A 21,971-nucleotide genomic window follows, 5' to 3' on the forward strand; every position below is an offset into this window, starting at 1 on the left:
AATGGCCAAGTTCTAATACAAAGAATTCAAATGTTTTTCGCACGTTAAGAGAGGGGGGAAATAAAATGAATGGATTACAGAACTTGTTCTCCAAACAAGATGATGTTCATTCGTTAATAGCCGGCATCGATGAAGGACTTAAGGAGCAAATTGTCTCTGGTCTGACAGGTTCCTCGAGATCACTATTGCTGGCTTCCGTATATGAAAAGACGAATAGGCCTATTTTATTGGTTACCCATAATTTATTGCAAGCACAAAAATTCCATGAGGACTTATCCAGTTTCATTCCCGAGGAAGAATTATATATATATCCAGCCAATGAATTGATAGCGGCTGATTTGAGTGTAGCCAGCCCGGAATTAAGGGCTCAACGTGTAGAGGCATTGAACTTTTGGGCGGAAGGAAAGAAAGGGATTGTCATTGCGCCAATTCCAGGGGTACGTCGTGTGCTTCCTCCAAAGGATATTTGGAAGAGGCATCAGCTAGCATTTAATTTAGGGGAAGACATCGAGCTTGAATCAACGCTTAATAAATTCATTGCCATGGGTTATAACCGGTCTGAAATGGTTGCTTCTCCAGGTGAATTCAGTATCAGGGGCGGCATAATCGATATTTATCCGATCACCGAACCTAATCCAATACGAATTGAATTATTCGATACCGAAATAGATTCAATAAGGACCTTTTCAAGCGAAGATCAGCGATCCATCGAGAAACTCAAGAAGGTGACGATTGGTCCCGTCAGTGAGGCTTTGCTAGAGACAGAGCATATCGAAAGAATCATAACAAGGCTCGAGAGCGGATTAAGTAAAAGCTTGAAAAAACTTAAAGACGAGAAAACTAAGGAACAGCTGGTTCAAACGATCAGTTATGAACTTGAACAGCTGAAAATGGGAAATATACCTGACAAAATCTTTAAATACTTAAGTTTAGCGTATGAGGATCCAGCTAGTTTAATAGATTATTTACCGGTAAATGGTTTGGTTTTCTTAGATGAAATCAGTAGAATCCAGGAAATCAATGATTCTTTGGAAAAGGAAGAGGCTGGGTGGTACACAGACCTTTTAAGTCAGGGACAAATTATCCATGATATAAAATTGGCTCATCCCATGCAGGAATTAATAGTGAAATCCAGCAGGCCGTTTGTATACCTTTCATTGTTTTTACGGCATGTACCGCATACGAATCCTCAGAATATCCTGAATTTTGCCAGTAAACAAATGCAAAATTTCCATGGACAGATGAATGTGTTCAAAGCTGAACTGGAACGTTGGAAAAAAGGTAAATACACAGTCGTCATACTTGGACAGGATGAAGAACGGGTAAAAAAGCTGCATTCGGTTTTGGCCGATTATGATATAGAGGCCGCAGAACTGTTTAATGCGGACAGCATTCTTCCAGGTAAAGTACAGATTTTACGCGGCAGTCTGAATAGCGGCTTTGAATTACCTATGCAAAAATTCAGTATCATAACGGAAACGGAATTGTTCAATAAGAAGTCAAAGAAATCAATACGGAGACAGAAACTATCGAATGCGGAGCGAATCAAAAGTTATTCCGAACTGAAGATCGGTGACTATGTCGTTCATGTTAACCACGGAATCGGTAAATACTTGGGTATTGAGACCCTTACGATCAACGGGGTCCATAAAGATTACCTGAATATTCGTTATCAAGCGGATGACAAATTGTATGTTCCTGTCGACCAGATTGATCTTGTCCAAAAATATGTCGGTTCTGAAGGAAAGGAACCGAAGCTTTATAAGCTAGGCGGAACGGAATGGAAACGTGTCAAAAGCAAGGTTCAATCATCCGTTGAAAATATTGCCGATGATTTAATCAAGTTATACGCAGAAAGAGAAGCGGCAAAGGGCTATGCCTTTTCACCTGATGGTGATATGCAGAGGGAATTCGAAACATCATTCGCTTATAACGAAACGGAAGATCAATTACGTTCCATCGTCGAAATCAAAAAGGATATGGAAAGGGAACGGCCGATGGATCGTTTATTATGCGGTGATGTTGGATATGGGAAGACAGAGGTGGCCATCCGGGCCGCTTTTAAAGCCATAATGGATGGCAAGCAAGTTGCATTTCTTGTTCCGACCACAATCCTCGCCCAGCAGCATTATGAAACATTAAGGGAGCGTTTTCAAGATTATCCGATTTCGATTGGTCATATGAGCCGTTTCCGGACTAAAAAACAGCAAACCGAGACGATTAAAGGATTGAAGGCCGGCACGGTGGATATTGTGGTTGGTACGCATAGGATTTTATCCAAAGATATCGTGTACCGCGATTTGGGATTACTAATCATTGATGAAGAACAGCGCTTTGGCGTTACACATAAGGAAAAGATCAAACGGTTAAAAACTAATGTGGATGTACTGACTTTGACTGCGACGCCGATTCCAAGAACCCTTCATATGTCCATGTTGGGCGTGAGGGATTTGTCCGTCATCGAAACACCGCCTGAGAACCGGTTCCCGATCCAAACTTATGTCATGGAGTATAATGGCTCGTTGGTAACGGAAGCGATAGAACGGGAATTGGCCAGGGATGGTCAGGTTTACTTCCTTTACAATCGGGTAGAGGATATAGCAAGAAAAGCAGAAGAAATTTCCATGCTTGTGCCCGATGCCCGTGTCACCTATGCTCATGGGCAAATGACAGAGCAAGAACTGGAATCCGTCATGTTCAGCTTTTTAGAAGGCGAATATGATGTTTTGGTAAGTACAACCATTATAGAGACGGGTGTTGATATCCCGAATGTCAATACGCTTATCGTGAATGAAGCGGATAGAATGGGACTTTCACAGCTCTATCAGCTGCGTGGGCGTGTAGGACGATCCAATCGGGTGGCATATGCATTCTTCACTTATAGGAAAGATAAAGTGTTGACTGAAGTGGCAGAAAAACGTCTTCAATCCATTAAGGAATTTACAGAATTGGGTTCAGGGTTCAAAATCGCGATGCGTGATTTATCCATCAGGGGAGCTGGAAACATCTTGGGGGCTCAACAACATGGCTTCATCGATTCAGTCGGTTTTGATCTGTATTCACAAATGCTGAAAGAAGCGGTAGATGCGAAACGTAATGACCAGCCAGCCGAAGAAAAGAACACCCTTGAAATTGATGTTGAAGTGGATGCTTATATCCCTGATGCCTACATAATGGATGGACATCAGAAAATAGAAATGTATAAAAGGTTCAGAGGTATTGCTTCGCTTGAAGAAGTGGAAGAATTACAGGATGAAATGATCGATCGTTTCGGAGAGTATCCAGACGAAGTTTCCTTTTTATTCATGATTGCCGAAATGAAGGTATATGCTGAAAAGGCCGGAATTGAAAGCATTAAACAATTAAAGCAGGAAATCAGCATTATCCTTAGGGAAAAGGTCAGCAGCGATGTGGATGGACAAAAGGTGTTCGAGCTGGGATCGAAGTATGGCCGTATGGTCGGCTTCGGCATGGACGGCAATAGAATGAAGCTGGTCCTGCACATAAAGGGCGTAGAACAAAGCAAATGGCTTAATATCTTATTTGAGATGACCAAGGGTTTACAGTATGTAAAAAAAGAGACTCAAGCCACAAAAAACTAAAATTGAATGATAGTCCTCTTGAAGAAATTTTTTTAGGTACCATGGTAAAAAAATGCAACAAAAAGAAAAATTTTTTCAAAGTGCATAGAACTTACCATTAGAAAAATACTAAGTACAATAGCTGGTGATGATTTTGCTACAAAATGAGGATTTATCAAATCAATTAGATGAAAGTGAGGCAACATTAGATGAAAGCAACTGGTATCGTTCGCCGAATTGATGATTTAGGAAGAGTCGTCATCCCGAAAGAAATTCGCAGGACCCTCCGTATCCGTGAAGGAGATCCACTGGAAATATTTGTGGATAGGGATGGCGAAGTCATCCTTAAGAAATACTCTCCTATTAGTGAATTAGGCGATTTTGCTAGGGAATATGCAGAAGCACTTTATGATAGCCTTGGAAATCCAGTTATGATTTGTGATAGGGATACTTACATTGCAGTGGCAGGCGGCTCCAAAAAAGAATACTTAAATAAAAGCGTTAGTGAACTAGTGGAAAAAATCATGGAAGAAAGAAATCCTGTCCTGGAGTCTCCAAATGGACAAATTTCATTCGTTGATTCCAATGATGAAGAGGTCCAATCTTATACTGCAGCTCCGATCATTGCGAGTGGCGACCCGATTGGTGCCGTCTTGATTTTCTCTAAAGATAGTACCATTGGTGAAGTGGAACAGAAATCGGTTGAAACAGCAGCAAGTTTCCTAGCTAGACAAATGGAACAGTAACCTTGGACATGCCATTATATTTTTAAAGGTGGAAAGGGCAGCAATCGCGCTGTCCTTTTTGCAATTTCTAAAAAAGAAGTGGATATGGAAATTAATTAACAGTATGGCTGGAATTGAAAAATAACCATTAGAATTATGCTATAATAACTACCACATATGAGTGAAAAGGGGAAAAAGAATGGCTGAAAAGCCTAATAAAACATCAAATGAACTTCTTCGAGGTGCGCTGATTTTGAGCGCAGCTGCGATTATCGTAAAAGTATTGAGTGCGGCCTATCGCATTCCTTATCAGAACATTGCGGGTGACATCGGGTTTTATATCTATCAACAGGTCTACCCCTTCTACGGTGTTGCTTTTACATTATCAACACTCGGCTTTCCGGTAGTCATATCCAAACTTATTGCTGAACGGGAGTCTTCCAAAAATAACTTTGCGGTCAACGACATTTTAATGACATCATTCGTCGTCTTAAGCTCGATAGGAGTCATGATGTTTGCTGCACTATTCCTTGGCGCTGATTGGATAGCAGGATGGATGAAGGATCCTCGTTTAGCCGGTCTGCTGAGAATCGTTGCCTATTCATATCTATTAATGCCGATTTCATCTGTTTTACGAGGTTATTTTCAAGGAATAAACGACATGTTACCGACAGCAAGTTCGCAGGTCGCTGAACAATGCATCCGTGTGTTGACGATACTGGTTCTTTCAACGATATTCGTGAATCAGGGCTACTCTCCTTATGTGGTCGGCAAGGGAGCGGTCCTCGGTTCGATAACCGGCGGCATGACCGGCCTGGTACTGCTTATTGCTTTCGTTATTTTAAGAGAAGAATGGAAGCTTTTTTTACGGATGAGAATCAAACCGGTAAATTTCATCAAAATCTCCAAAGTCCTGGTTTTCCAAGGGTTGGCCTTTTGTATAACTGGGTTGATCCTTATCTTGTTTCAGTTTGTCGATTCTCTGCACCTATATTCCCTACTAAGGGAAACGGGGATGGGGGAAAAGGAAGCCAAGGAATGGAAAGGGGTATATGACCGGGGACAGCCTTTGCTTCAGCTAGGTACAGTCGTGGCTAATTCTTTTGCATTGGCACTGGTACCTGTAATATCCGGATGCGTTCAGAGGAAAAGTGAACATGAATTATTGAATAAAATCAAATTGGCGCTTCGTGTAAGCGCGACGATAGGACTCGCAGCTGCGATCGGGCTGGTGGTGACGATGGAGCCTGTCAATCATATGCTGTTCACGGATGTTAAAGGGACCATTACTTTAGCAATTTTCTCTTTATCGATTTTATTCACATCCGTCATAATGGCAGAAGCGGCAGTGATTCAAAGCTTAGGCTATTCGTTCATACCGGTGATCATTACGCTTGTAGGTGTGGTCAGCAAGTGGGCTTTGAACCTTGTCCTGGTGCCTCATTACAAAATCGCGGGAGCAGCCTCGGCAACAGTGCTTGCGTTTATGATCATGTCTGTATTATTTTATGTGGTATTGAGAGTACATATTAAAAAGACATTAATTGAAAAGAAGCACGTGTTAATAATCTTGAAGAGTACGGTTTACATGGGTACGGCGGTTGTTATATTCAATGGCTTATTCGAATTGATGTCCTCAGGCGAGAGCCGGTTGTTAGCTACGATTCAAGCTTTGACCGGTGTAGGGATCGGTGCAGCCGTTTTTGTGATGACCGCCATTCGTTCAGGCTTATTTGGTGAAGAAGAACTTGCACTTATACCTGCAGGTTCAAAGCTTAAACGATTTATTATAACGAATAGGAGTATACGAAATCATGAATGAGATTACGATAATAGGTCTTGGTGCAGGGGATTTAGATCAGCTTCCACTAGGAATTTATAAAAAATTGCTGCAAACAGAACAATGCTTCATCAGAACTATTGATCATCCGGTTATCGGGGATTTGAAAAAGGAAGGAATCAATTTCACGGCGTTTGACGGGATATATGAAAAGCACGACCAATTTGAAGCGGTATATGAAGAAATTGCCGGAACATTATTACAGGAGGCTTCAAACCGTTCCGTTCTTTACGCAGTTCCGGGGCATCCTATGGTAGCGGAAAAAACGGTTCAGCTTTTGCTCGAAAAGGGTCCGGCTCTTGGAATAGCCATTAAGCTGGAAGGCGGGCAAAGTTTCCTTGATCCCTTGTTTCAGGCTGTTAAAATCGATCCGATTGAAGGGTTCCAGCTATTGGATGGAACAGATCTTTCACCAGATGATTTGCACATTACCCAGCATATGATAATCGGACAGGTGTATGACGCATTCAGTGCGTCCAATGTGAAGCTGACTTTAATGGAAAAGCTACCGGATGACTACGAGGTATATATCGTTACAGCGGCAGGAAGCAGTCAGGAAAAAGTGACAAGATGCGCTCTGTTCGAGCTCGACCGTCAGATGGAGTTAAGTAACTTGACGAGTGTTTATGTCCCGCCTGTTAGGGAAGAAGCTTTACGATACAGGGAGTTTTCTAAGCTGCGGCAGGTCATCGCAGAACTTAGAGGTCCTGACGGATGTCCTTGGGATAAGAAACAAACTCATGAAAGCTTGAAGAAATATCTAATAGAAGAGGCATATGAGCTGATTGATTCCATCGATGAAGAGGACGATGAGGGCATGGTTGGTGAACTTGGGGATGTCCTGCTTCAAGTGATGCTTCATTCACAAATCGGTGAAGATGAGGGCATGTTCACGATAGACGATGTGATTGAAGGCATTACGGCGAAAATGATTCGACGCCACCCCCATGTATTCGGAGATGTTGAAGTGAACGGCGAGGAAGATGTATTAGTGAACTGGCAGAAAATCAAAGAGAATGAAAAAGGGAGCGAAACAAAAGCATCGCAATCCATACTTGATGGGATTGAGAAATCGCTGCCAAACTTACTTCGGGCCGAAGAGTATCAAAAAAGGGCTGCGAAGGTTGGATTTGATTGGGATGAGGTTTCCGAAGCCTGGAAAAAGGTCAGGGAAGAAGTACAGGAATTGGAAGCTGAAATATTAAGCCCGAAAATGGATGTCGAAAGAATAAAATCAGAGCTGGGCGACCTCTTTTTTGCGCTTGTCAACATTTCACGTTATTATGACATACAAGCGGAAGAAGCCGTCTACAAAGCAAACCAGAAATTCCACCGGCGTTTTACATATATAGAAGAGTGCATTCAAAGGGCAGACAAAAAGTTTGAGGAATATACATTGGAAGAACTGGATTCATATTGGGATGAAGCAAAAGCTAAAGGACTTTAATTAAGGGAGAGATATTAATGTCGATGAGATTGGATAAATTCCTAAAAGTTTCAAGATTGATCAAGCGCCGCACACTTGCGAAAGAGGTTGCCGATAAAGGGAGAATCACGATTAACGGACAACAGGCCAAAGCAAGTTCAAATGTGAAAGATGGCGATGAATTGACTGTACGATTCGGTCAAAAGCTCGTTACGGTACGTGTCGATAAAATTCAAGAAACGACCAAAAAAGAAGCGGCTGCAGATATGTATACCATCGTAAAGGAAGAAAAGCTAGCGGAGGAGTAAGGACAGGCTTGGTTCTAATTCCGCTCTTACGGACATACACTTGTACAAAATCAGTGGTACTGTGAGGGATGAAAAAATGAGCCAATATAATGATCCGAATGCTGGTTACACAAAGGGAACGACCCAAGAGCACGATGTAACGATGAAAGGCCGCCGTTTGCTTGATATTACCGGTGTCAAACAAGTTGAAAGTTTTGATAATGAGGAGTTTCTGCTCGAAACTGTAATGGGATTCTTATCTATCCGGGGCCAAAACTTGCAAATGAAGAATTTAGACGTTGATAAAGGCATCGTCTCCATTAAGGGAAAGATTTTCGACCTTGTTTATTTAGATGAGCAATCAGGGGAGAAAGCTAAAGGCTTCTTTGGCAAATTGTTCAAATGACCTTAACGATTCAATTTTATACGTTGCTTGCGATGATAGGCATGGGCAGTGGCTTTGGAGCTGCCCTGGATACGTATAGCCGGTTCCTGAAACGATCAGAAAGGAAAAGGTGGATTGTATTCATCCATGACTTCCTTTTCTGGATCATTCAGGGTCTCCTTATTTTTTATGTTTTGTTTTTAGTGAATGAGGGAGAGTTTCGCCTTTATTTATTTTTGGCCTTATTATGCGGTTTTTCAGCTTATCAAGCACTTTTCAAAGGTTTCTATCAACGTTTTTTAGAGTTTTTGATAATACTTGTGATAAAGTTGGCGAGATTTATAACGAATTCGGTTCACATGCTGATATTTGTTCCGATAAAATGGGTAATAGTATCTGTAATAGCCATTATCTTCGGGATATGTAAGTTCGTTTTAGCATTATTAAAATGGGCGGGGAAAATACTTCTTTTCATTTTGAATATTTTCTGGAGGCCATTAAAATGGATTTTGATCTATATATGGAATTTATTGCCGGTTTTTGTTACGAAAAACGTCGGGAAGTTTTATAATAAAGGAAAAGGGATTTTATTGAAAATAAAGAATTCTATATTTAGAACGCTAAATAGATGGAGAAATAAAAAGAAATGAGGAGCGATAAAAAATGAGTAGCCTGCGTAAAAGGAAAGTGGCAAAAATAGAAAATCCCTACGTCGCTCAACAAGAGAAAAAAGTACAAACCGTAGAAAAAAAGAAGCGTGGTCTAATGCGTAGATTAACTCTTTACTCAGTTTTCGCCGCTGTCTTTTTGATTTTTGCCGTTTCCACCCTCATAACGCAAAATGTTGCACTGGATGAGAAAGTACAACAGAAGGAAGAATTGAAGGGAAAGTTAGCTGAATTGAAAAAAGACGAGACCCTTCTTAAAGAAGAAATCGTAAAGCTTAATGACGACGACTATATAGCGAAAATAGCCAGACGGGATTATTTCTTATCTGAAAAAGGCGAAATCATATTTACCCTTCCAAAAGGGAAGGAAGATAGTGACTAATATTGACACTGTTTTTTTACTTTCGTTATAATATAGAGTGAAGAGATTTTTTAACATTTCTAAGGAGGAACATTTTTTTTATGTCAATCGAAGTAGGCAGCAAGTTACAAGGTAAAGTAACAGGCATAACTAATTTTGGTGCATTTGTAGAGCTACCTCAAGGTTCAACCGGTCTTGTCCATATCAGTGAAGTGGCTGATAACTATGTCAAGGATATCAATGATCATTTAAAAGTGGGCGATACAGTTGAGGTGAAAGTCATCAATGTTAAAGATGGCAAGATTGGCTTGTCCATAAAAAAAGCGATAGACCGTCCTGAAGCTGAGCAAAAACCTGCATACACACCACGTCCGCGCCAAGGAAGAGGGAATGACAGCCGTTCCAAAGACTTCCGCTCGAAAGGTAATGGTTTCCAACCGAAGGAAAACTTTGAGCAAAAAATGGCTAAATTCTTAAAAGATAGCGAAGACCGCTTAACGACCCTTAAACGTAGCACCGAAACGAAACGGGGAGGTCGAGGAGGAAGACGCGGATAAAACTGCTGCTGAAAATAATAGTTTAGCAACTTTTCCTGTGAAATTATTCATAGTGTAGATAAAGGCAAGCTTTCCGGCTTGTCTTCTTTTAATTATCAACAACATAAAAAAAGCGCCTCTTTACACTTACTGAGATAGGTGTAAAGAGGCGCTTTTGTATTTGATGACCCGTACGGGATTCGAACCCGTGTTACCGCCGTGAAAGGGCGGTGTCTTAACCGCTTGACCAACGGGCCGTTATTTTCATGAAAAAAGATAGCGGCAGAGGGGATCGAACCCCCGACCTCACGGGTATGAACCGTACGCTCTAGCCAGCTGAGCTACGCCGCCATAATGATAAGTGCTACTGAAGCACAAGTTATATCTTACATTCGTGAAGAATAAATGTCAACAAAAAAAATAAAGTTTGTCGGTTTCCATTTCCTGATTATTTATTCGTGTTATTTTCCGCAAAAATAACCTAAAAACTTTGCTTTTCTTCAAAAAAAAAAGAACACCCGTTTCTGTATTGGAAAAAAAGGTACAAAAACCTGTATACAAATGATTGTTCAAGAAGAATTTCGTCGAACGTTTTTCTTATCCGCTTATAAAATTCTGACAAAAAAATAAACAAGCCCTCTATATAATAAAAATCACTAATACGAATGGGGTGTTGAAATGGAAAAAGTAGAAAGACCTATGATGGAACCTCTTGGTGATGTTCAGTTAAAAGAAGCGAAGGCAGGGGCCATCAATTGGATCCAACAACTGCAAATGAAGACGGAAGACATATTCATAAAAAAAGGTATCTCTTTAGCAATTATTGGTTTTTTATTAGGACGGGCATTAATTCTTTCACAGCTGGCACCATTTGGACTTCCGTTTTTCGCAGCCGTGTTTCTCATGAGACGTGACAGGGCACCACTTGCTTTATTCGGATTGATTGCAGGTGGGCTGACCGTTCACTATTCTAATAGTTTAGTCATCTTTGCATCGGCGTTTCTGCTCCTGTTATTTCATAAGATCAAGAAGCCCGCCGTGGAAGGACAATTCAAGACGATGTCGATGTACGTTTTTGCTTCACTATTCCTGGTCAACCTGGCCGAGCAATATCTGGTATTCCGAACGATTCAGCTGTACGACTTAATGATGATAGGAGTAGAGGCGGGACTCGCAATGATCTTAACCTTAATCTTCATACAGTCCATCCCGCTGCTGACCATTCGGACAAAGTCCCAATCATTAAAGACGGAGGAAATCGTCAGCATCATCATCCTGCTGGCTTCGGTGATGACCGGAACCATAGGCTGGATGATATACGATCTATCACTCGACCATATATTCTCGCGATACTTGGTCCTCCTCTTCGGGCTGGCGGGAGGGGCCGCCATAGGCTCCACTGTAGGTGTAGTTACTGGATTGATATTCAGCCTGGCAAGTATTGCTAGTCTCTATCAAATGAGCCTTCTCGCTTTTTCCGGGCTTCTGGGCGGTCTGTTGAAGGAGGGAAGGAAGATAGGGGTTGCCGCGGGCCTCATGATTGCTACGTTACTGATAGGTTTATATGGTGAGGGCACCGGCAATATTATGGTGACCCTCTATGAATCAATTATAGCTGTGGCCCTATTTATATTAACACCGTCATCCATAATCAACAAAATAGCGAAACATATACCGGGAACAGTCGAGAATTCTGATGAACAGCAGCAGTATGCCCGGAAAGTGAGGGATGTCACCGCTCAAAGAGTGGAGCAATTCTCACATGTATTTGAGGCGCTCTCAAATAGCTTTTCCCAAGTGGATGAAAGGGGGAGATTGGAGGAAGATGAGAAAGAATTCGACTACTTCTTAAGTAATGTAACGGAAAAGACGTGCCAGCTTTGTTTTAAAAAGGAACAGTGCTGGTCCAAGAACTTTAATACAACCTATGACGGCATGCAGGAAATTATGCTTCAATTAAGTGAAAATAATGGTCAGCTTCCCCAAAAAACTTCGAAGGAATGGGGGAAATATTGTAGCCGCGGCCCTCAGGTCATTGGGGCGATATCACAGGAGCTTACTTATTTTGAAGCCAACCAAAAATTAAAAAGGCAGGTGAAGGAAAGCCGGAAGCTAGTTGCGGATCAATTGCGGGGAGTTTCGGCAGTAATGGATGATTTTGCGAAAGAAATTCAAAGGGAAAGGAAGAATCATCATGTACATGAAGAATCCATTTTGGAAGCCATCCAGGATTTTGGCCTGCACATAGGGTATGTAGAAATATATAGTCTAGAACAAGGGAATGTTGATATAGAAATGAGTGTCCCATACTGCCAGGGCAGAGGGGAATGTGAAAAATTGATTGCACCTATGCTTTCTGACATTTTAGGGGAAACGATAGTCGTTCATTCAGAAGAGTGTGCAACGTATCCAAACGGGCAATGTGAGGTGATATTTAGGTCAGCAAAAAAATTCACGGTCGAAACGGGTGTTGCTCATGCTGCCAAGGGGGGAGGGCTTGTATCAGGAGATAGTCATACGACCATGGAAATTGGCTGCGGCAAATTCGCAATAGCCATTAGTGATGGAATGGGAAATGGGGAAAGGGCCCATTTTGAAAGTACAGAGACATTGAAGCTGCTTCAAAAATTTTTACAATCGGGAATTGAAGAAAAAATAGCCATTAAATCCGTAAACTCCGTATTATCTCTACGCACTACCGATGAAATATTTTCGACTCTTGATTTGGCAATGATTGATCTTCAGGACGCAAAGGCTAAGTTTTTAAAAATCTGTTCAATACCGAGTTTCATTAAAAGGGGGGATAGGATAATAAAAATTGAATCAAGTAACCTCCCTATGGGAATCATCCAGGATTTCGATGTTGATGTTGTATCAGAAGAGCTCAAGGCAGGGGACATACTAATCATGATGAGCGATGGAGTGTTCGATGGCCCCTCACATGTTGAAAATATCGAGTTCTGGCTTAAACGGAAAATTAAGGAAATGGAAACAGACGATCCGCAGGAAATCTCTGATTTAATATTGGAAGAGGTCATCCGAACAAAAGGGATCATAGATGATGACATGACAGTGGTAACATCGAAAATCAAGCATAACACACCGAAATGGGCATCCATTCCCGTTTCTCCAAAACGCAAAAAGGCCCAGTAGGCCGTTTATATATATAATAAATAAAACCAAAAATGAGGTGGTGAAATGGAAGAAGGTTAAAAGGTAAAGAGACTTTTCAATCACTCCACTCCATGATGTGACTTGATGCGATGTCTTAGCGTATAAATTCCCCCTTTTTAGTCAATTATGGTAACAAATTGATAGGAAGGGAGAGCAAAACATGAAAGCAGGAACATTAAAACAGATTTTGCTTATAACCGACGGATGTTCAAATCATGGTGAGGAGCCGTCTGCCATGGCTGAATTAGCAAGGAAGCAAGGCATAACAATCAATGTCATAGGTGTCATGGAAAATGATGTTATAGATGAAAAGGGTCTTAAGGAGATTGAGAAGATTGCTGGTTCAGGAGGTGGCGTAAGTCAAATAGTCTATTCCCAGCAGTTGTCACAAACCGTCCAAATGGTGACACAAAAGGCAATGACTCAAACTATACAGGGAGTTATCAATCGCGAACTTCAACAAATACTTGGAGATTCAAAAACGATGGAGGATCTTCCGCCGGATAAACGAGGAGAAGTGATGGAGGTGGTCGATGAGCTTGGGGAAACGAGCAAGCTCGAAGTACTGATTCTTGTTGATACCAGTGCAAGCATGAAACATAAACTGCCTACAGTAAAAGATTCCTTATTAGATCTTTCCCTTAGCATGAATGCAAGAATGGGTGACAGCAGTTTTTCCGTATTCGTATTTCCTGGGAAAAGAAATGATGTTGAAAAGTTGCTGGATTGGACCCCGAACCTTGAAGCCCTGACGGCAACTTTTCCAAAGCTTAGTACAGGGGGACTCACTCCGACAGGTCCAGCCATTCGTGAAGCTTTAACATATTTCAATAAAAAACGTTCATTGAGGGGATTGTTATCACATGATGATGAACAATACTTTGAGGAATCAATGTAAACTCCTGCCTGGCAGTTTGGTCACTGGAAAATGGAATAAAAACCAGTACAAAATAATTAAGGAATTGGGGTGTGGAGCGAACGGGATCGTCTATTTGGTTGAAAGCAAAAATCGTCATTATGCTTTAAAGCTCAGTGATAATGGGACGTCCATTATTTCGGAGATGAATATCCTAAAATCCTTTTCAAAGGTCCAGGGGTCTACCCTTGGACCTTCCTTTTTGGAAGCGGATGATTTCATGAAAACAGGAAAGCAGCTCCCTTTTTATGTCATGGAATATATCCACGGACACGATTTTTTGCGTTTCATCGATAAGAAAGGGTCATCATGGATTGGAGTCTTAATGCTTCAGCTTTTAACCAGCTTGTCTGCCTTGCATACCAATGGCTGGGTGTTCGGCGATTTAAAACCTGAGAATTTGATCGTGACTTCACCAGCCTATAAGGTGAGGTGCGTGGATGTAGGCGGAACCACCTTAATTGGGCGATCTGTTAAAGAATTCACCGAGTTCTTTGACAGGGGTTACTGGGGTCTTGGATCAAGAAAGGCAGATCCGCAATATGACTTGTTCGCTGTGGCGATGATTATAATCAATTCAGCCTATCCTGGACGTTTCCACAAGCAAGGGGAGGGGTATAGACAGCTTAACGACTTGATTAAGCAGAAAAAGGAATTGCACCCATATAGAAAGATGTTGGATAAAGCACTTCACGGGCAGTATGATTCTGCCCTCCAAATGCGGGAGGATTTGGTCACGGTGCTAAGTAAGCAAAATCACTCGAAGAAAAAGGGTCCGACCAAGGCAGCTACCGGCCAGTCACAAACAATTCAACCTGCAACGAGACAAGCAAGAAGGTCCCAAAACCATTCAAAAAAGAAAAGTGGCGGTTTTTTTGAAACTTTTTTGTTGGTTGCCATCATTTCGATGCTCTATGTTCTTTACATATATGAACAGTTGTTATGATATAGTTATTAGGTGAAATGCCATGGAATAATTGAAACCATTTCATGATTGAATCGTATAAAACTAATGCCTGTTCATAAAGAAGGAAGATTGTATGTTAAAGGAAAAAGTTCTGAGCACCATTTATAGAAACGAATTGATTAAGGAGAACTCGAAGTTGCTAATAGGCGTTTCCGGAGGGCCGGATTCATTGGTGCTTCTCCATATCCTTAAGGAAATTCAATCTCTTTTTCATTACGAGATGATTGTTGCGAGTGTTGACCATATGTTTCGTGGTGAAGAATCCTATGAGGATTATAAATATGTCGAGCATATATGTGAACGGTGGGGCATTACATTTGAGGGAAAAAGGATCGATGTTCCAGCCCGGATGAAACAGACGGGGGAAAGTTCACAAATAACGTCAAGAAAGCTGCGTTTTGCCTTTTATGAAGAAATGATGGATAAGCACCAAGCCTCCACTCTTGTCCTGGGGCATCATGGAGATGATCAAATCGAAACGATGCTCATGCGTTTAACTAGAGGGGCGACAGGGAAGGCAAGGGCAGGTATTCCTATAAAGAGACGTTTCCATACCGGAAATCTGATCAGGCCTTTTCTTGAAATCACGAAAAGCCAAATAATCGAATATGCGGGCCTTCATGATATCGAACCAAGATTTGATCCGAGCAATGAAACCGGTGTCTATGCTAGAAATCGTTTTAGACATGAAGTCCTTCCGTTTTTAAAGAAAGAAAATGGCAAGGTTCATGAGCATTTTCAACGATTCAGTGAAGAGCTTTATGAAGATGAAGAGTTTTTTTTGAACCTGGTTTCAAGCAAAATGTCCGATGTTTGGATCACACAGGATAAAGATCAAGCGGTTATTCAGATTGATAAGGTTCTCGCGATGCCTAAACCTTTACAAAGAAGGGCGATTCAACTAATATTAAACTATCTTTATTTGGAGAGACCTTCATCGCTTTCGGCATTACATATTGACCAACTTTTAGTTTTGTTTTTGAATCCTCAACCATCTGCAGAATTGCATCTTCCGGAGGGCCTTATTGCGGAAAAATCATATCAAACTTGCACGTTTAGGTTTTTCCGGCAAAAAAGCCAAAAATATTCCTATAAATTACAAATTCCCGGTGAGACTATTCTTCCGAATGGATATAAGATTAAAGCGCACTATATAAAAGAAGAAATTCCGGTACTTAGAGGAAATCATTCTTTTATACTTCCCGAATCAGCTGTTCAGCTTCCTCTTACAATCCGAAACAGGAATGAAGGCGAGCGGATGGCCGTCAAGGGATTAGGTGGAACTAAAAAGTTAAAGGATATTTTTATTAATGAAAAGATCCCGATGCTAGAAAGAAATGTGTGGCCGGTCATCATCGATCAAACGGGAACGGTCATTTGGCTGCCTGGTTTAAAGAAATCGAATGTTGAGCCGGATATAATTTCTGATGAAAAATCTTTAATCTACTTAGAATATAAAAAAGCTTAATTCTTCATGGGGGGCAATTAATTACAATGACCATGCAAAACGACATTGAAAAGGTTTTAATAACAGAGGAAGAACTTCAAAAGAAAATCAGGGAATTGGGTGCGCAGATTGAAGCTGATTACCAAGGTAAGTTCCCGTTGGCCATCGGAGTGCTGAAAGGCGCCATGCCATTTATGTCAGATTTACTGAAACGCGTTGATACACATCTTGAAATGGACTTTATGGATGTTTCAAGCTATGGTAACTCCACTGTATCTTCCGGTGAAGTGAAAATCATCAAGGATCTTGATACATCAGTTGAGGGTCGGGATATTTTAATCATCGAAGATATTATCGATAGCGGTTTGACTCTTAGCTATCTTGCGGAACTTTTCCGTTACCGAAAAGCAAAATCAATTAAAATCGTTACCTTATTGGATAAACCAACAGGCAGGAAAGCGGATATCACTCCGGACTATGCCGGGTTCATCGTACCGGATGCATTTGTTGTCGGATATGGTCTAGATTTTGCGGAAAAGTATCGTAATCTCCCGTATATTGGCATATTGAAGCCTGAAATTTACTCGAATTAATCGTACCTGTTTGAAAGAGAAGACCAGATAAAAACAGCGGTGTTAAATTATTGTAATTCATTAATTTTGTATGATAGTATTTACTATAGTTTGTTTACCCGTGGGAGGAGGTAAGGGATGAATCGGATCTTCCGTAATACCATATTTTATTTACTGATCTTTTTGGTCATCATTGGGATTGTAAGCATTTTTAATAATAACAATGAACCAAACGTAAAATTGACCCAAGATGAATTCTATAAGCATTTGGAGAGTGGGGACGTTACATCACTTACGATGCAGCCCGAAAGCAGTGTATTTGAAATCACAGGAAAGCTCAAAGGTTATGAGGAAAATAAATTCTTTGTGACATACGTGCCTTTCAGTGAGTATTCGCAAAGCCGGATCAATGACGCTGTAACCAAGCTGGATAAAGACATCATCACTGTCGAACCTCCAGAAAAGACAAGTGGCTGGGTGACATTTTTCACTTCCATCATTCCATTTGTAATCATTTTTATCCTCTTCTTCTTTTTACTTAACCAAGCTCAAGGCGGCGGTGGTGGCCGCGTCATGAACTTCGGGAAAAGTAAGGCGAAATTGTATAATGATGATAAGAAAAAAGTACGCTTCAATGATGTTGCCGGAGCGGACGAAGAAAAGCAGGAACTTGTCGAGGTCGTCGAATTCTTGAAAGACCCTCGCAAATATGCCGAGCTTGGTGCCCGTATTCCTAAAGGGGTACTTTTAGTTGGGCCTCCTGGTACAGGTAAAACTTTACTAGCACGAGCAGTAGCTGGTGAAGCCGGAACTCCTTTCTTCTCAATCAGTGGTTCCGATTTTGTTGAGATGTTTGTGGGTGTCGGTGCATCCCGTGTTCGTGATTTGTTTGAAAATGCTAAGAAGAATGCACCATGTATCATCTTTATCGATGAAATTGATGCAGTCGGACGTCAACGTGGCGCAGGTCTTGGTGGCGGTCACGATGAACGTGAACAAACATTGAACCAACTCCTGGTGGAGATGGATGGTTTCGGTGGTAATGAAGGAATCATAATCATTGCTGCGACTAACCGTGCTGATGTATTGGATCCGGCATTATTGCGTCCAGGACGTTTTGACCGTCAAATAACGGTAGGTCGACCTGATGTCAAGGGCCGTGAAGAAGTACTGAAAGTGCATGCACGCAATAAACCTTTAGCAGAAACAGTCGATTTGAAAGCGATCGCTCAGCGTACTCCAGGATTTTCTGGTGCCGATCTTGAAAACTTACTGAATGAAGCGGCTCTTGTAGCTGCCCGTCAAGATAAGAAGAAGATCGACATGTCCGATTTGGATGAAGCTTCGGATCGTGTTATCGCTGGTCCTGCCAAGAAAAACCGTGTCATTTCCAAAAAGGAAAGAAATATCGTAGCCTGGCATGAAGCAGGCCATACCATTATTGGATTGGTTCTGGATGATGCTGAAGTCGTTCATAAAGTTACGATTGTCCCTCGTGGTCAAGCTGGCGGTTATGCAGTTATGCTGCCGAAAGAAGATCGTTTCTTCATGACGGAACCTGAGCTTAAAGATAAAATCGTAGGACTATTGGGTGGCCGTGTAGCCGAAGAAGTTACATTCGGAGAAGTGAGTACCGGTGCGCATAACGACTTCCAGCGTGCAACGGGCATAGCTCGGAGCATGGTTATGGAATATGGTATGAGTAAGCTTGGACCGCTTCAATTCGGTAATTCTCAAGGTCAGGTCTTCCTAGGCCGCGATTTCAACAATGATCAAAACTATTCAGATGCAATAGCATATGAAATCGATCTTGAAATTCAACGTATCATCAAGGAAGCTTACGAAAGATGTAAGAAGATACTTACTGAAAATCGTGAAAAACTTGATTTGGTTGCAAAAACCTTGCTTGAAGTGGAAACACTTGATGCTGAACAAATCAAAAGTTTATTCCATAATGGTAAATTGCCAGAACGTGATTATACTGCACTGAATGGGAATTTAACCACTGATGAGAATGTCAAGGTGAACATCAATAAGAAGAAGGAAGAAAAAGAGGCCCTATTAGATCCATTGGATAAAAGAGGACCTGAGGACCTTGAAATAACGGAGGAAGGTTTGAATACTCCTCCAATCAAAGAAGGTGCACCTCAAGATCAGCCGCTTTCCTTCCCGAACGAAGATGACAATAAAAAGTCTTAAGTTGACTTAATTCAAAAGGGTATTTCCGCCTCGGAAATACCCTTTTCTTAACTTTTATGATAAGGTTTTTTGGGGTACCTTTCGAAAAGTGCGACTAATAGCGTGGGAAATAACAGTGTGTTATGATGTTGGAGAATAATTTACCGGAGTGATGAAACGATGATTTTTGTATTGGATGTTGGGAATACGAATACTGTATTAGGCGTATACGATGAAGATATTTTAAAATATCATTGGCGAATAGAGACTAACCGTCACAAGACAGAAGACGAGTATGGAATGATCATAAAGTCTTTGCTGCAACATGAGGGTCTTTCGTTTGATCAATTTGATGGAATCATTATTTCTTCGGTAGTTCCGCCAATTATGTTTGCGCTTGAACGCATGTGCAAAAAATACTTTGGAATTAAACCGCTAATAGTTGGACCTGGAATAAAAACTGGATTGAATATTAAATACGAAAATCCCCGTGAGGTGGGAGCTGACCGAATCGTTAATGCGGTTGCAGGCATTCAGGAATATGGAAGCCCTCTCATTATCGTGGATTTTGGCACGGCCACGACTTATTGCTACATAAACGAGGATAAACAATACATGGGCGGAGCCATTGCTCCGGGTATAAATATTTCTACGGAAGCACTTTATTCAAAAGCAGCCAAACTTCCAAGAATAGAAATCAGCCGGCCGGAAGGGATTATTGGAAAAAATACGGTGTCCGCGATGCAGGCTGGCATTTTGTATGGATATGTTGGGCAGGTAGAAGGAATCGTTAATCGAATTAAGGCGCAAAGTAATCTAGAACCAACGGTAATAGCGACAGGTGGGTTGGCTACCTTAATTGCCAATGAGTCCACTGTTATTGACGTTGTTGAGCCATTTTTGACCTTAAAGGGGCTGCAGTTGATTTATAAACGTAATCGTGAGCAAGTGAAGAAGTAATACAAAGCTTGAAAGGAGCAAAATAAATGAAGGATTATCTAATAAAGGCGTTAGGCTATGAAGGACAGGTACGGGCCTATGCTGTTTCAACAACAGACACCGTAGGAGAAGCGCAGCGTCGCCATTATACATGGCCTACTGCTTCTGCTGCCCTTGGACGGGCTATGACGGCAGGCGTTATGATGGGCGGAATGTTAAAAGGTGAAGAAAAGCTGACGATTAAAATCGAGGGCGGTGGACCGATTGGTTCCATCCTGGTCGACAGCAATGCAAAGGGAGAGGTCCGCGGATATGTCACTCACCCGCAAACCCACTTTGATTTGAATGAGCAGGGAAAGCTGGATGTAAGGAGAGCGGTGGGTACCGATGGATTGCTGACTGTTATTAAAGACATTGGTCTTCGTGATTACTTTTCGGGGCAAGTACCGCTTGTATCGGGAGAGTTAGGTGAAGATTTCACTTATTACTTTGTTACTTCCGAACAGGTACCATCATCTGTGGGGGTTGGGGTTCTCGTGAATCCGGATAATTCAATTCTTGCAGCGGGTGGATTTATCATTCAGTTGATGCCGGGTACATCCGAAGATACGATTTCCAAAATCGAAAATCGACTAAGCACGATAACTCCTGTTTCCAAAATGATTCAAAGTGGCATGACTCCTGAAGAAATCCTAATTGAAATTTTAGGTGAGGGCAATGTGAATATACTAGAAAAAATGGATGTCCAATTCTCCTGTCAATGTTCCAGGGAAAGAATTGCGAATGCATTGATTAGCCTAGGACAAGCTGAGATTCGGGATATTATTGAGACAGATGGACAAGCGGAGGCGCATTGTCATTTTTGTAATCAGACCTACCAATTCTCGAAGGAAGAACTCGAGAAATTAGAGGCAGAAACAAAAAAATAATTTACGGGGGATAAGGGTTTGCCAAAACAAAAGCTTCGGGCGATTATTGCTGGCCTTGCCTTGTTGAACCTATTGACTATCATTATCTTTGTCATAAAACCACTTATCATTTCAAAATCCGTCATTGGGGAAGAAACGGCCGCGAAGGTTGGATCCAAGGATATTTCCCGGGAAGCATGGATTAATGAGCTCGAAAAAAGATATGGGGAAGATGTACTTGAGGAAATGGTCGATAAAGAGGTAGTGAAACAGGCAGCTGAAAAATACAAAGTGAAGACTTCGGATGAAGAGCTTGATCGGGAACTTAAAATGATGAAAACGATGTATGGGACTGCCGGTCAGAACCTTAATAAAAGTAACGATCAACTGAGGCAGGAAATTCAGTCGAGTCTCCTTCTCGAGAAGCTCCTCACCAAGGACGTTTCGGTTTCCGAATCGGCAATGCGGAGTCATTATGATAATAATAAGGATATCTATAGAATTCCTACTGCTTTCCATATTTCCCATATCACCACTTCTACAAAAAAGCAGGCAGACCAAGTCATACGTGAACTGGAGAAAGGTGTCTCCTTTGATGTCTTGGCAATGGAGAAGTCCCTTGATGAATTCACTGCCAATCAAGGAGGCGACATGGGTTATATATCCCAGGATAACGAGCAAGTCTCCAAGGAATACATTGCCACTGCCGAGAAATTGAAGGTGAAAAAGTGGAGTGATGCAATCCAAACGGAGGATGGCTGGGCCGTTCTCTACCTGCATGAAAGAATAAAGGGCAAGCAGTATGAATATGAAGAAGTTAAAGACAAGATTCACCGCCAAATAGCTCTTGAACAGATTCAGGCACCGGTCTCAGGGAAAATTTTCTGGGACGAATTTGATGTAGAATGGTTTTATGGATTGAAGGAAGAAAAGTAGGTCAATGGTTGTGTGAGAAAATTTAGAATATAGTATTTAATCATTGACAATGAACTATTAAAACTGGTAACTTTAAAATTATAAAACCAATAAACATACTCGGTATTGAAATGATAAGGGAGTGG

18 protein-coding genes and 2 tRNA genes are annotated in these 21,971 nt (G+C 41.4%); 18 read left to right on the forward strand and 2 right to left on the reverse strand.

The window, feature by feature from the left end; translation table 11 throughout:
- Positions 1-65: 65 nt before the first annotated feature.
- The 9 genes from mfd (at position 66) to ACWF5P_RS25150 (ending at position 9,830) form a co-directional block, all read left to right on the forward strand.
- Positions 66-3,602, forward strand: a complete 3,537-nt coding sequence (gene mfd, locus ACWF5P_RS25110) for a transcription-repair coupling factor (RefSeq protein WP_230178761.1) — start codon at positions 66-68, stop codon at positions 3,600-3,602.
- 188 nt (positions 3,603-3,790) lie between these two features.
- Positions 3,791-4,327: a stage V sporulation protein T gene (gene spoVT / locus ACWF5P_RS25115; RefSeq protein ID WP_063235918.1), complete on the forward strand. Its 537-nt coding sequence runs from the start codon at positions 3,791-3,793 to the stop codon at positions 4,325-4,327.
- 178 nt (positions 4,328-4,505) lie between these two features.
- Positions 4,506-6,128, forward strand: a complete 1,623-nt coding sequence (locus ACWF5P_RS25120) for an oligosaccharide flippase family protein (protein ID WP_434168246.1) — start codon at positions 4,506-4,508, stop codon at positions 6,126-6,128.
- Positions 6,121-7,593: a bifunctional methyltransferase/pyrophosphohydrolase YabN gene (locus ACWF5P_RS25125; protein WP_434168247.1), complete on the forward strand. Its 1,473-nt coding sequence runs from the start codon at positions 6,121-6,123 to the stop codon at positions 7,591-7,593. Before ACWF5P_RS25120 ends, ACWF5P_RS25125 begins: the two co-directional genes overlap by 8 nt.
- Positions 7,594-7,616: 23 nt before the next feature.
- Complete coding sequence (locus ACWF5P_RS25130) at positions 7,617-7,880, forward strand: RNA-binding S4 domain-containing protein (protein WP_034316386.1); 264 nt, start codon at positions 7,617-7,619, stop codon at positions 7,878-7,880.
- A gap of 76 nt (positions 7,881-7,956) precedes the next feature.
- Positions 7,957-8,265: a sporulation protein YabP gene (gene yabP, locus ACWF5P_RS25135; RefSeq protein WP_101225917.1), complete on the forward strand. Its 309-nt coding sequence runs from the start codon at positions 7,957-7,959 to the stop codon at positions 8,263-8,265.
- Positions 8,262-8,894, forward strand: a complete 633-nt coding sequence (yabQ, locus tag ACWF5P_RS25140; protein ID WP_101225918.1) for a spore cortex biosynthesis protein YabQ — start codon at positions 8,262-8,264, stop codon at positions 8,892-8,894. Before yabP ends, yabQ begins: the two co-directional genes overlap by 4 nt.
- A 13-nt stretch (positions 8,895-8,907) precedes the next feature.
- On the forward strand, positions 8,908-9,294 hold the full coding sequence (locus ACWF5P_RS25145) for an FtsB family cell division protein (protein ID WP_101225919.1): 387 nt from the start codon (positions 8,908-8,910) through the stop codon (positions 9,292-9,294).
- 80 nt (positions 9,295-9,374) lie between these two features.
- Entirely contained in the window at positions 9,375-9,830 is a 456-nt protein-coding gene (locus ACWF5P_RS25150; RefSeq protein WP_101225920.1) for a S1 domain-containing RNA-binding protein, read from the forward strand.
- 164 nt (positions 9,831-9,994) lie between these two features.
- Here ACWF5P_RS25150 and ACWF5P_RS25155 read toward each other — a convergent pair.
- Together ACWF5P_RS25155 and ACWF5P_RS25160 are read right to left on the reverse strand one after the other, a co-directional pair.
- Positions 9,995-10,066, reverse strand: a tRNA-Glu gene (locus ACWF5P_RS25155).
- Between the two features lie 20 nt (positions 10,067-10,086).
- Positions 10,087-10,160: transfer RNA gene (locus ACWF5P_RS25160), tRNA-Met, on the reverse strand.
- 327 nt (positions 10,161-10,487) lie between these two features.
- Here ACWF5P_RS25160 and spoIIE point away from each other — a divergent pair.
- The 9 genes from spoIIE to ACWF5P_RS25205 all read left to right on the forward strand — a co-directional run bounded on the left by spoIIE (position 10,488) and on the right by ACWF5P_RS25205 (position 21,846).
- Positions 10,488-12,962, forward strand: a complete 2,475-nt coding sequence (gene spoIIE, locus ACWF5P_RS25165; RefSeq protein WP_101225921.1) for a stage II sporulation protein E — start codon at positions 10,488-10,490, stop codon at positions 12,960-12,962.
- Between the two features lie 181 nt (positions 12,963-13,143).
- On the forward strand, positions 13,144-13,881 hold the full coding sequence (locus tag ACWF5P_RS25170; protein ID WP_101225922.1) for a VWA domain-containing protein: 738 nt from the start codon (positions 13,144-13,146) through the stop codon (positions 13,879-13,881).
- Positions 13,847-14,845: a protein kinase domain-containing protein gene (locus ACWF5P_RS25175; protein ID WP_311735959.1), complete on the forward strand. Its 999-nt coding sequence runs from the start codon at positions 13,847-13,849 to the stop codon at positions 14,843-14,845. Before ACWF5P_RS25170 ends, ACWF5P_RS25175 begins: the two co-directional genes overlap by 35 nt.
- Before the next feature lie 94 nt (positions 14,846-14,939).
- Complete coding sequence (gene tilS / locus ACWF5P_RS25180) at positions 14,940-16,334, forward strand: tRNA lysidine(34) synthetase TilS (RefSeq protein WP_230178766.1); 1,395 nt, start codon at positions 14,940-14,942, stop codon at positions 16,332-16,334.
- A gap of 32 nt (positions 16,335-16,366) precedes the next feature.
- Positions 16,367-16,906, forward strand: a complete 540-nt coding sequence (gene hpt, locus ACWF5P_RS25185; protein ID WP_101225937.1) for a hypoxanthine phosphoribosyltransferase — start codon at positions 16,367-16,369, stop codon at positions 16,904-16,906.
- A gap of 117 nt (positions 16,907-17,023) precedes the next feature.
- A complete protein-coding gene (gene ftsH, locus ACWF5P_RS25190) occupies positions 17,024-19,084 on the forward strand; it encodes an ATP-dependent zinc metalloprotease FtsH (RefSeq protein WP_260358020.1) in 2,061 nt (686 codons plus the stop codon).
- Positions 19,085-19,243: 159 nt separating this feature from the next.
- A complete protein-coding gene (locus tag ACWF5P_RS25195; protein ID WP_101225925.1) occupies positions 19,244-20,023 on the forward strand; it encodes a type III pantothenate kinase in 780 nt (259 codons plus the stop codon).
- 26 nt (positions 20,024-20,049) lie between these two features.
- Positions 20,050-20,931 carry an Hsp33 family molecular chaperone HslO gene (gene hslO / locus ACWF5P_RS25200; protein ID WP_101225926.1) on the forward strand — a complete coding sequence of 294 codons (882 nt, stop codon included), beginning with the start codon at positions 20,050-20,052 and terminating at the stop codon, positions 20,929-20,931.
- A gap of 18 nt (positions 20,932-20,949) precedes the next feature.
- Positions 20,950-21,846: a peptidyl-prolyl cis-trans isomerase gene (locus ACWF5P_RS25205; protein WP_452445422.1), complete on the forward strand. Its 897-nt coding sequence runs from the start codon at positions 20,950-20,952 to the stop codon at positions 21,844-21,846.
- Positions 21,847-21,971 lie beyond the last annotated feature (125 nt).

It is taken from the genome of Peribacillus sp. NPDC055009 (genome assembly GCF_053608705.1).

Excerpts from the sequence above, each read along its gene's own strand:
- mfd (WP_230178761.1), top strand. The coding sequence starts at position 66 with ATGAATGGATTACAGAACTTGTTCTCCAAACAAGATGATGTTCATTCG.
- spoVT (WP_063235918.1), top strand. The coding sequence starts at position 3,791 with ATGAAAGCAACTGGTATCGTTCGCCGAATTGATGATTTAGGAAGAGTC.
- ACWF5P_RS25120 (WP_434168246.1), top strand. The coding sequence starts at position 4,506 with ATGGCTGAAAAGCCTAATAAAACATCAAATGAACTTCTTCGAGGTGCG.
- ACWF5P_RS25125 (WP_434168247.1), top strand. The coding sequence starts at position 6,121 with ATGAATGAGATTACGATAATAGGTCTTGGTGCAGGGGATTTAGATCAG.
- ACWF5P_RS25130 (WP_034316386.1), top strand. The coding sequence starts at position 7,617 with ATGAGATTGGATAAATTCCTAAAAGTTTCAAGATTGATCAAGCGCCGC.
- yabP (WP_101225917.1), top strand. The coding sequence starts at position 7,957 with ATGAGCCAATATAATGATCCGAATGCTGGTTACACAAAGGGAACGACC.
- yabQ (WP_101225918.1), top strand. The coding sequence starts at position 8,262 with ATGACCTTAACGATTCAATTTTATACGTTGCTTGCGATGATAGGCATG.
- ACWF5P_RS25145 (WP_101225919.1), top strand. The coding sequence starts at position 8,908 with ATGAGTAGCCTGCGTAAAAGGAAAGTGGCAAAAATAGAAAATCCCTAC.
- ACWF5P_RS25150 (WP_101225920.1), top strand. The coding sequence starts at position 9,375 with ATGTCAATCGAAGTAGGCAGCAAGTTACAAGGTAAAGTAACAGGCATA.
- spoIIE (WP_101225921.1), top strand. The coding sequence starts at position 10,488 with ATGGAAAAAGTAGAAAGACCTATGATGGAACCTCTTGGTGATGTTCAG.
- ACWF5P_RS25170 (WP_101225922.1), top strand. The coding sequence starts at position 13,144 with ATGAAAGCAGGAACATTAAAACAGATTTTGCTTATAACCGACGGATGT.
- ACWF5P_RS25175 (WP_311735959.1), top strand. The coding sequence starts at position 13,847 with ATGATGATGAACAATACTTTGAGGAATCAATGTAAACTCCTGCCTGGC.
- tilS (WP_230178766.1), top strand. The coding sequence starts at position 14,940 with ATGTTAAAGGAAAAAGTTCTGAGCACCATTTATAGAAACGAATTGATT.
- hpt (WP_101225937.1), top strand. The coding sequence starts at position 16,367 with ATGCAAAACGACATTGAAAAGGTTTTAATAACAGAGGAAGAACTTCAA.
- ftsH (WP_260358020.1), top strand. The coding sequence starts at position 17,024 with ATGAATCGGATCTTCCGTAATACCATATTTTATTTACTGATCTTTTTG.
- ACWF5P_RS25195 (WP_101225925.1), top strand. The coding sequence starts at position 19,244 with ATGATTTTTGTATTGGATGTTGGGAATACGAATACTGTATTAGGCGTA.
- hslO (WP_101225926.1), top strand. The coding sequence starts at position 20,050 with ATGAAGGATTATCTAATAAAGGCGTTAGGCTATGAAGGACAGGTACGG.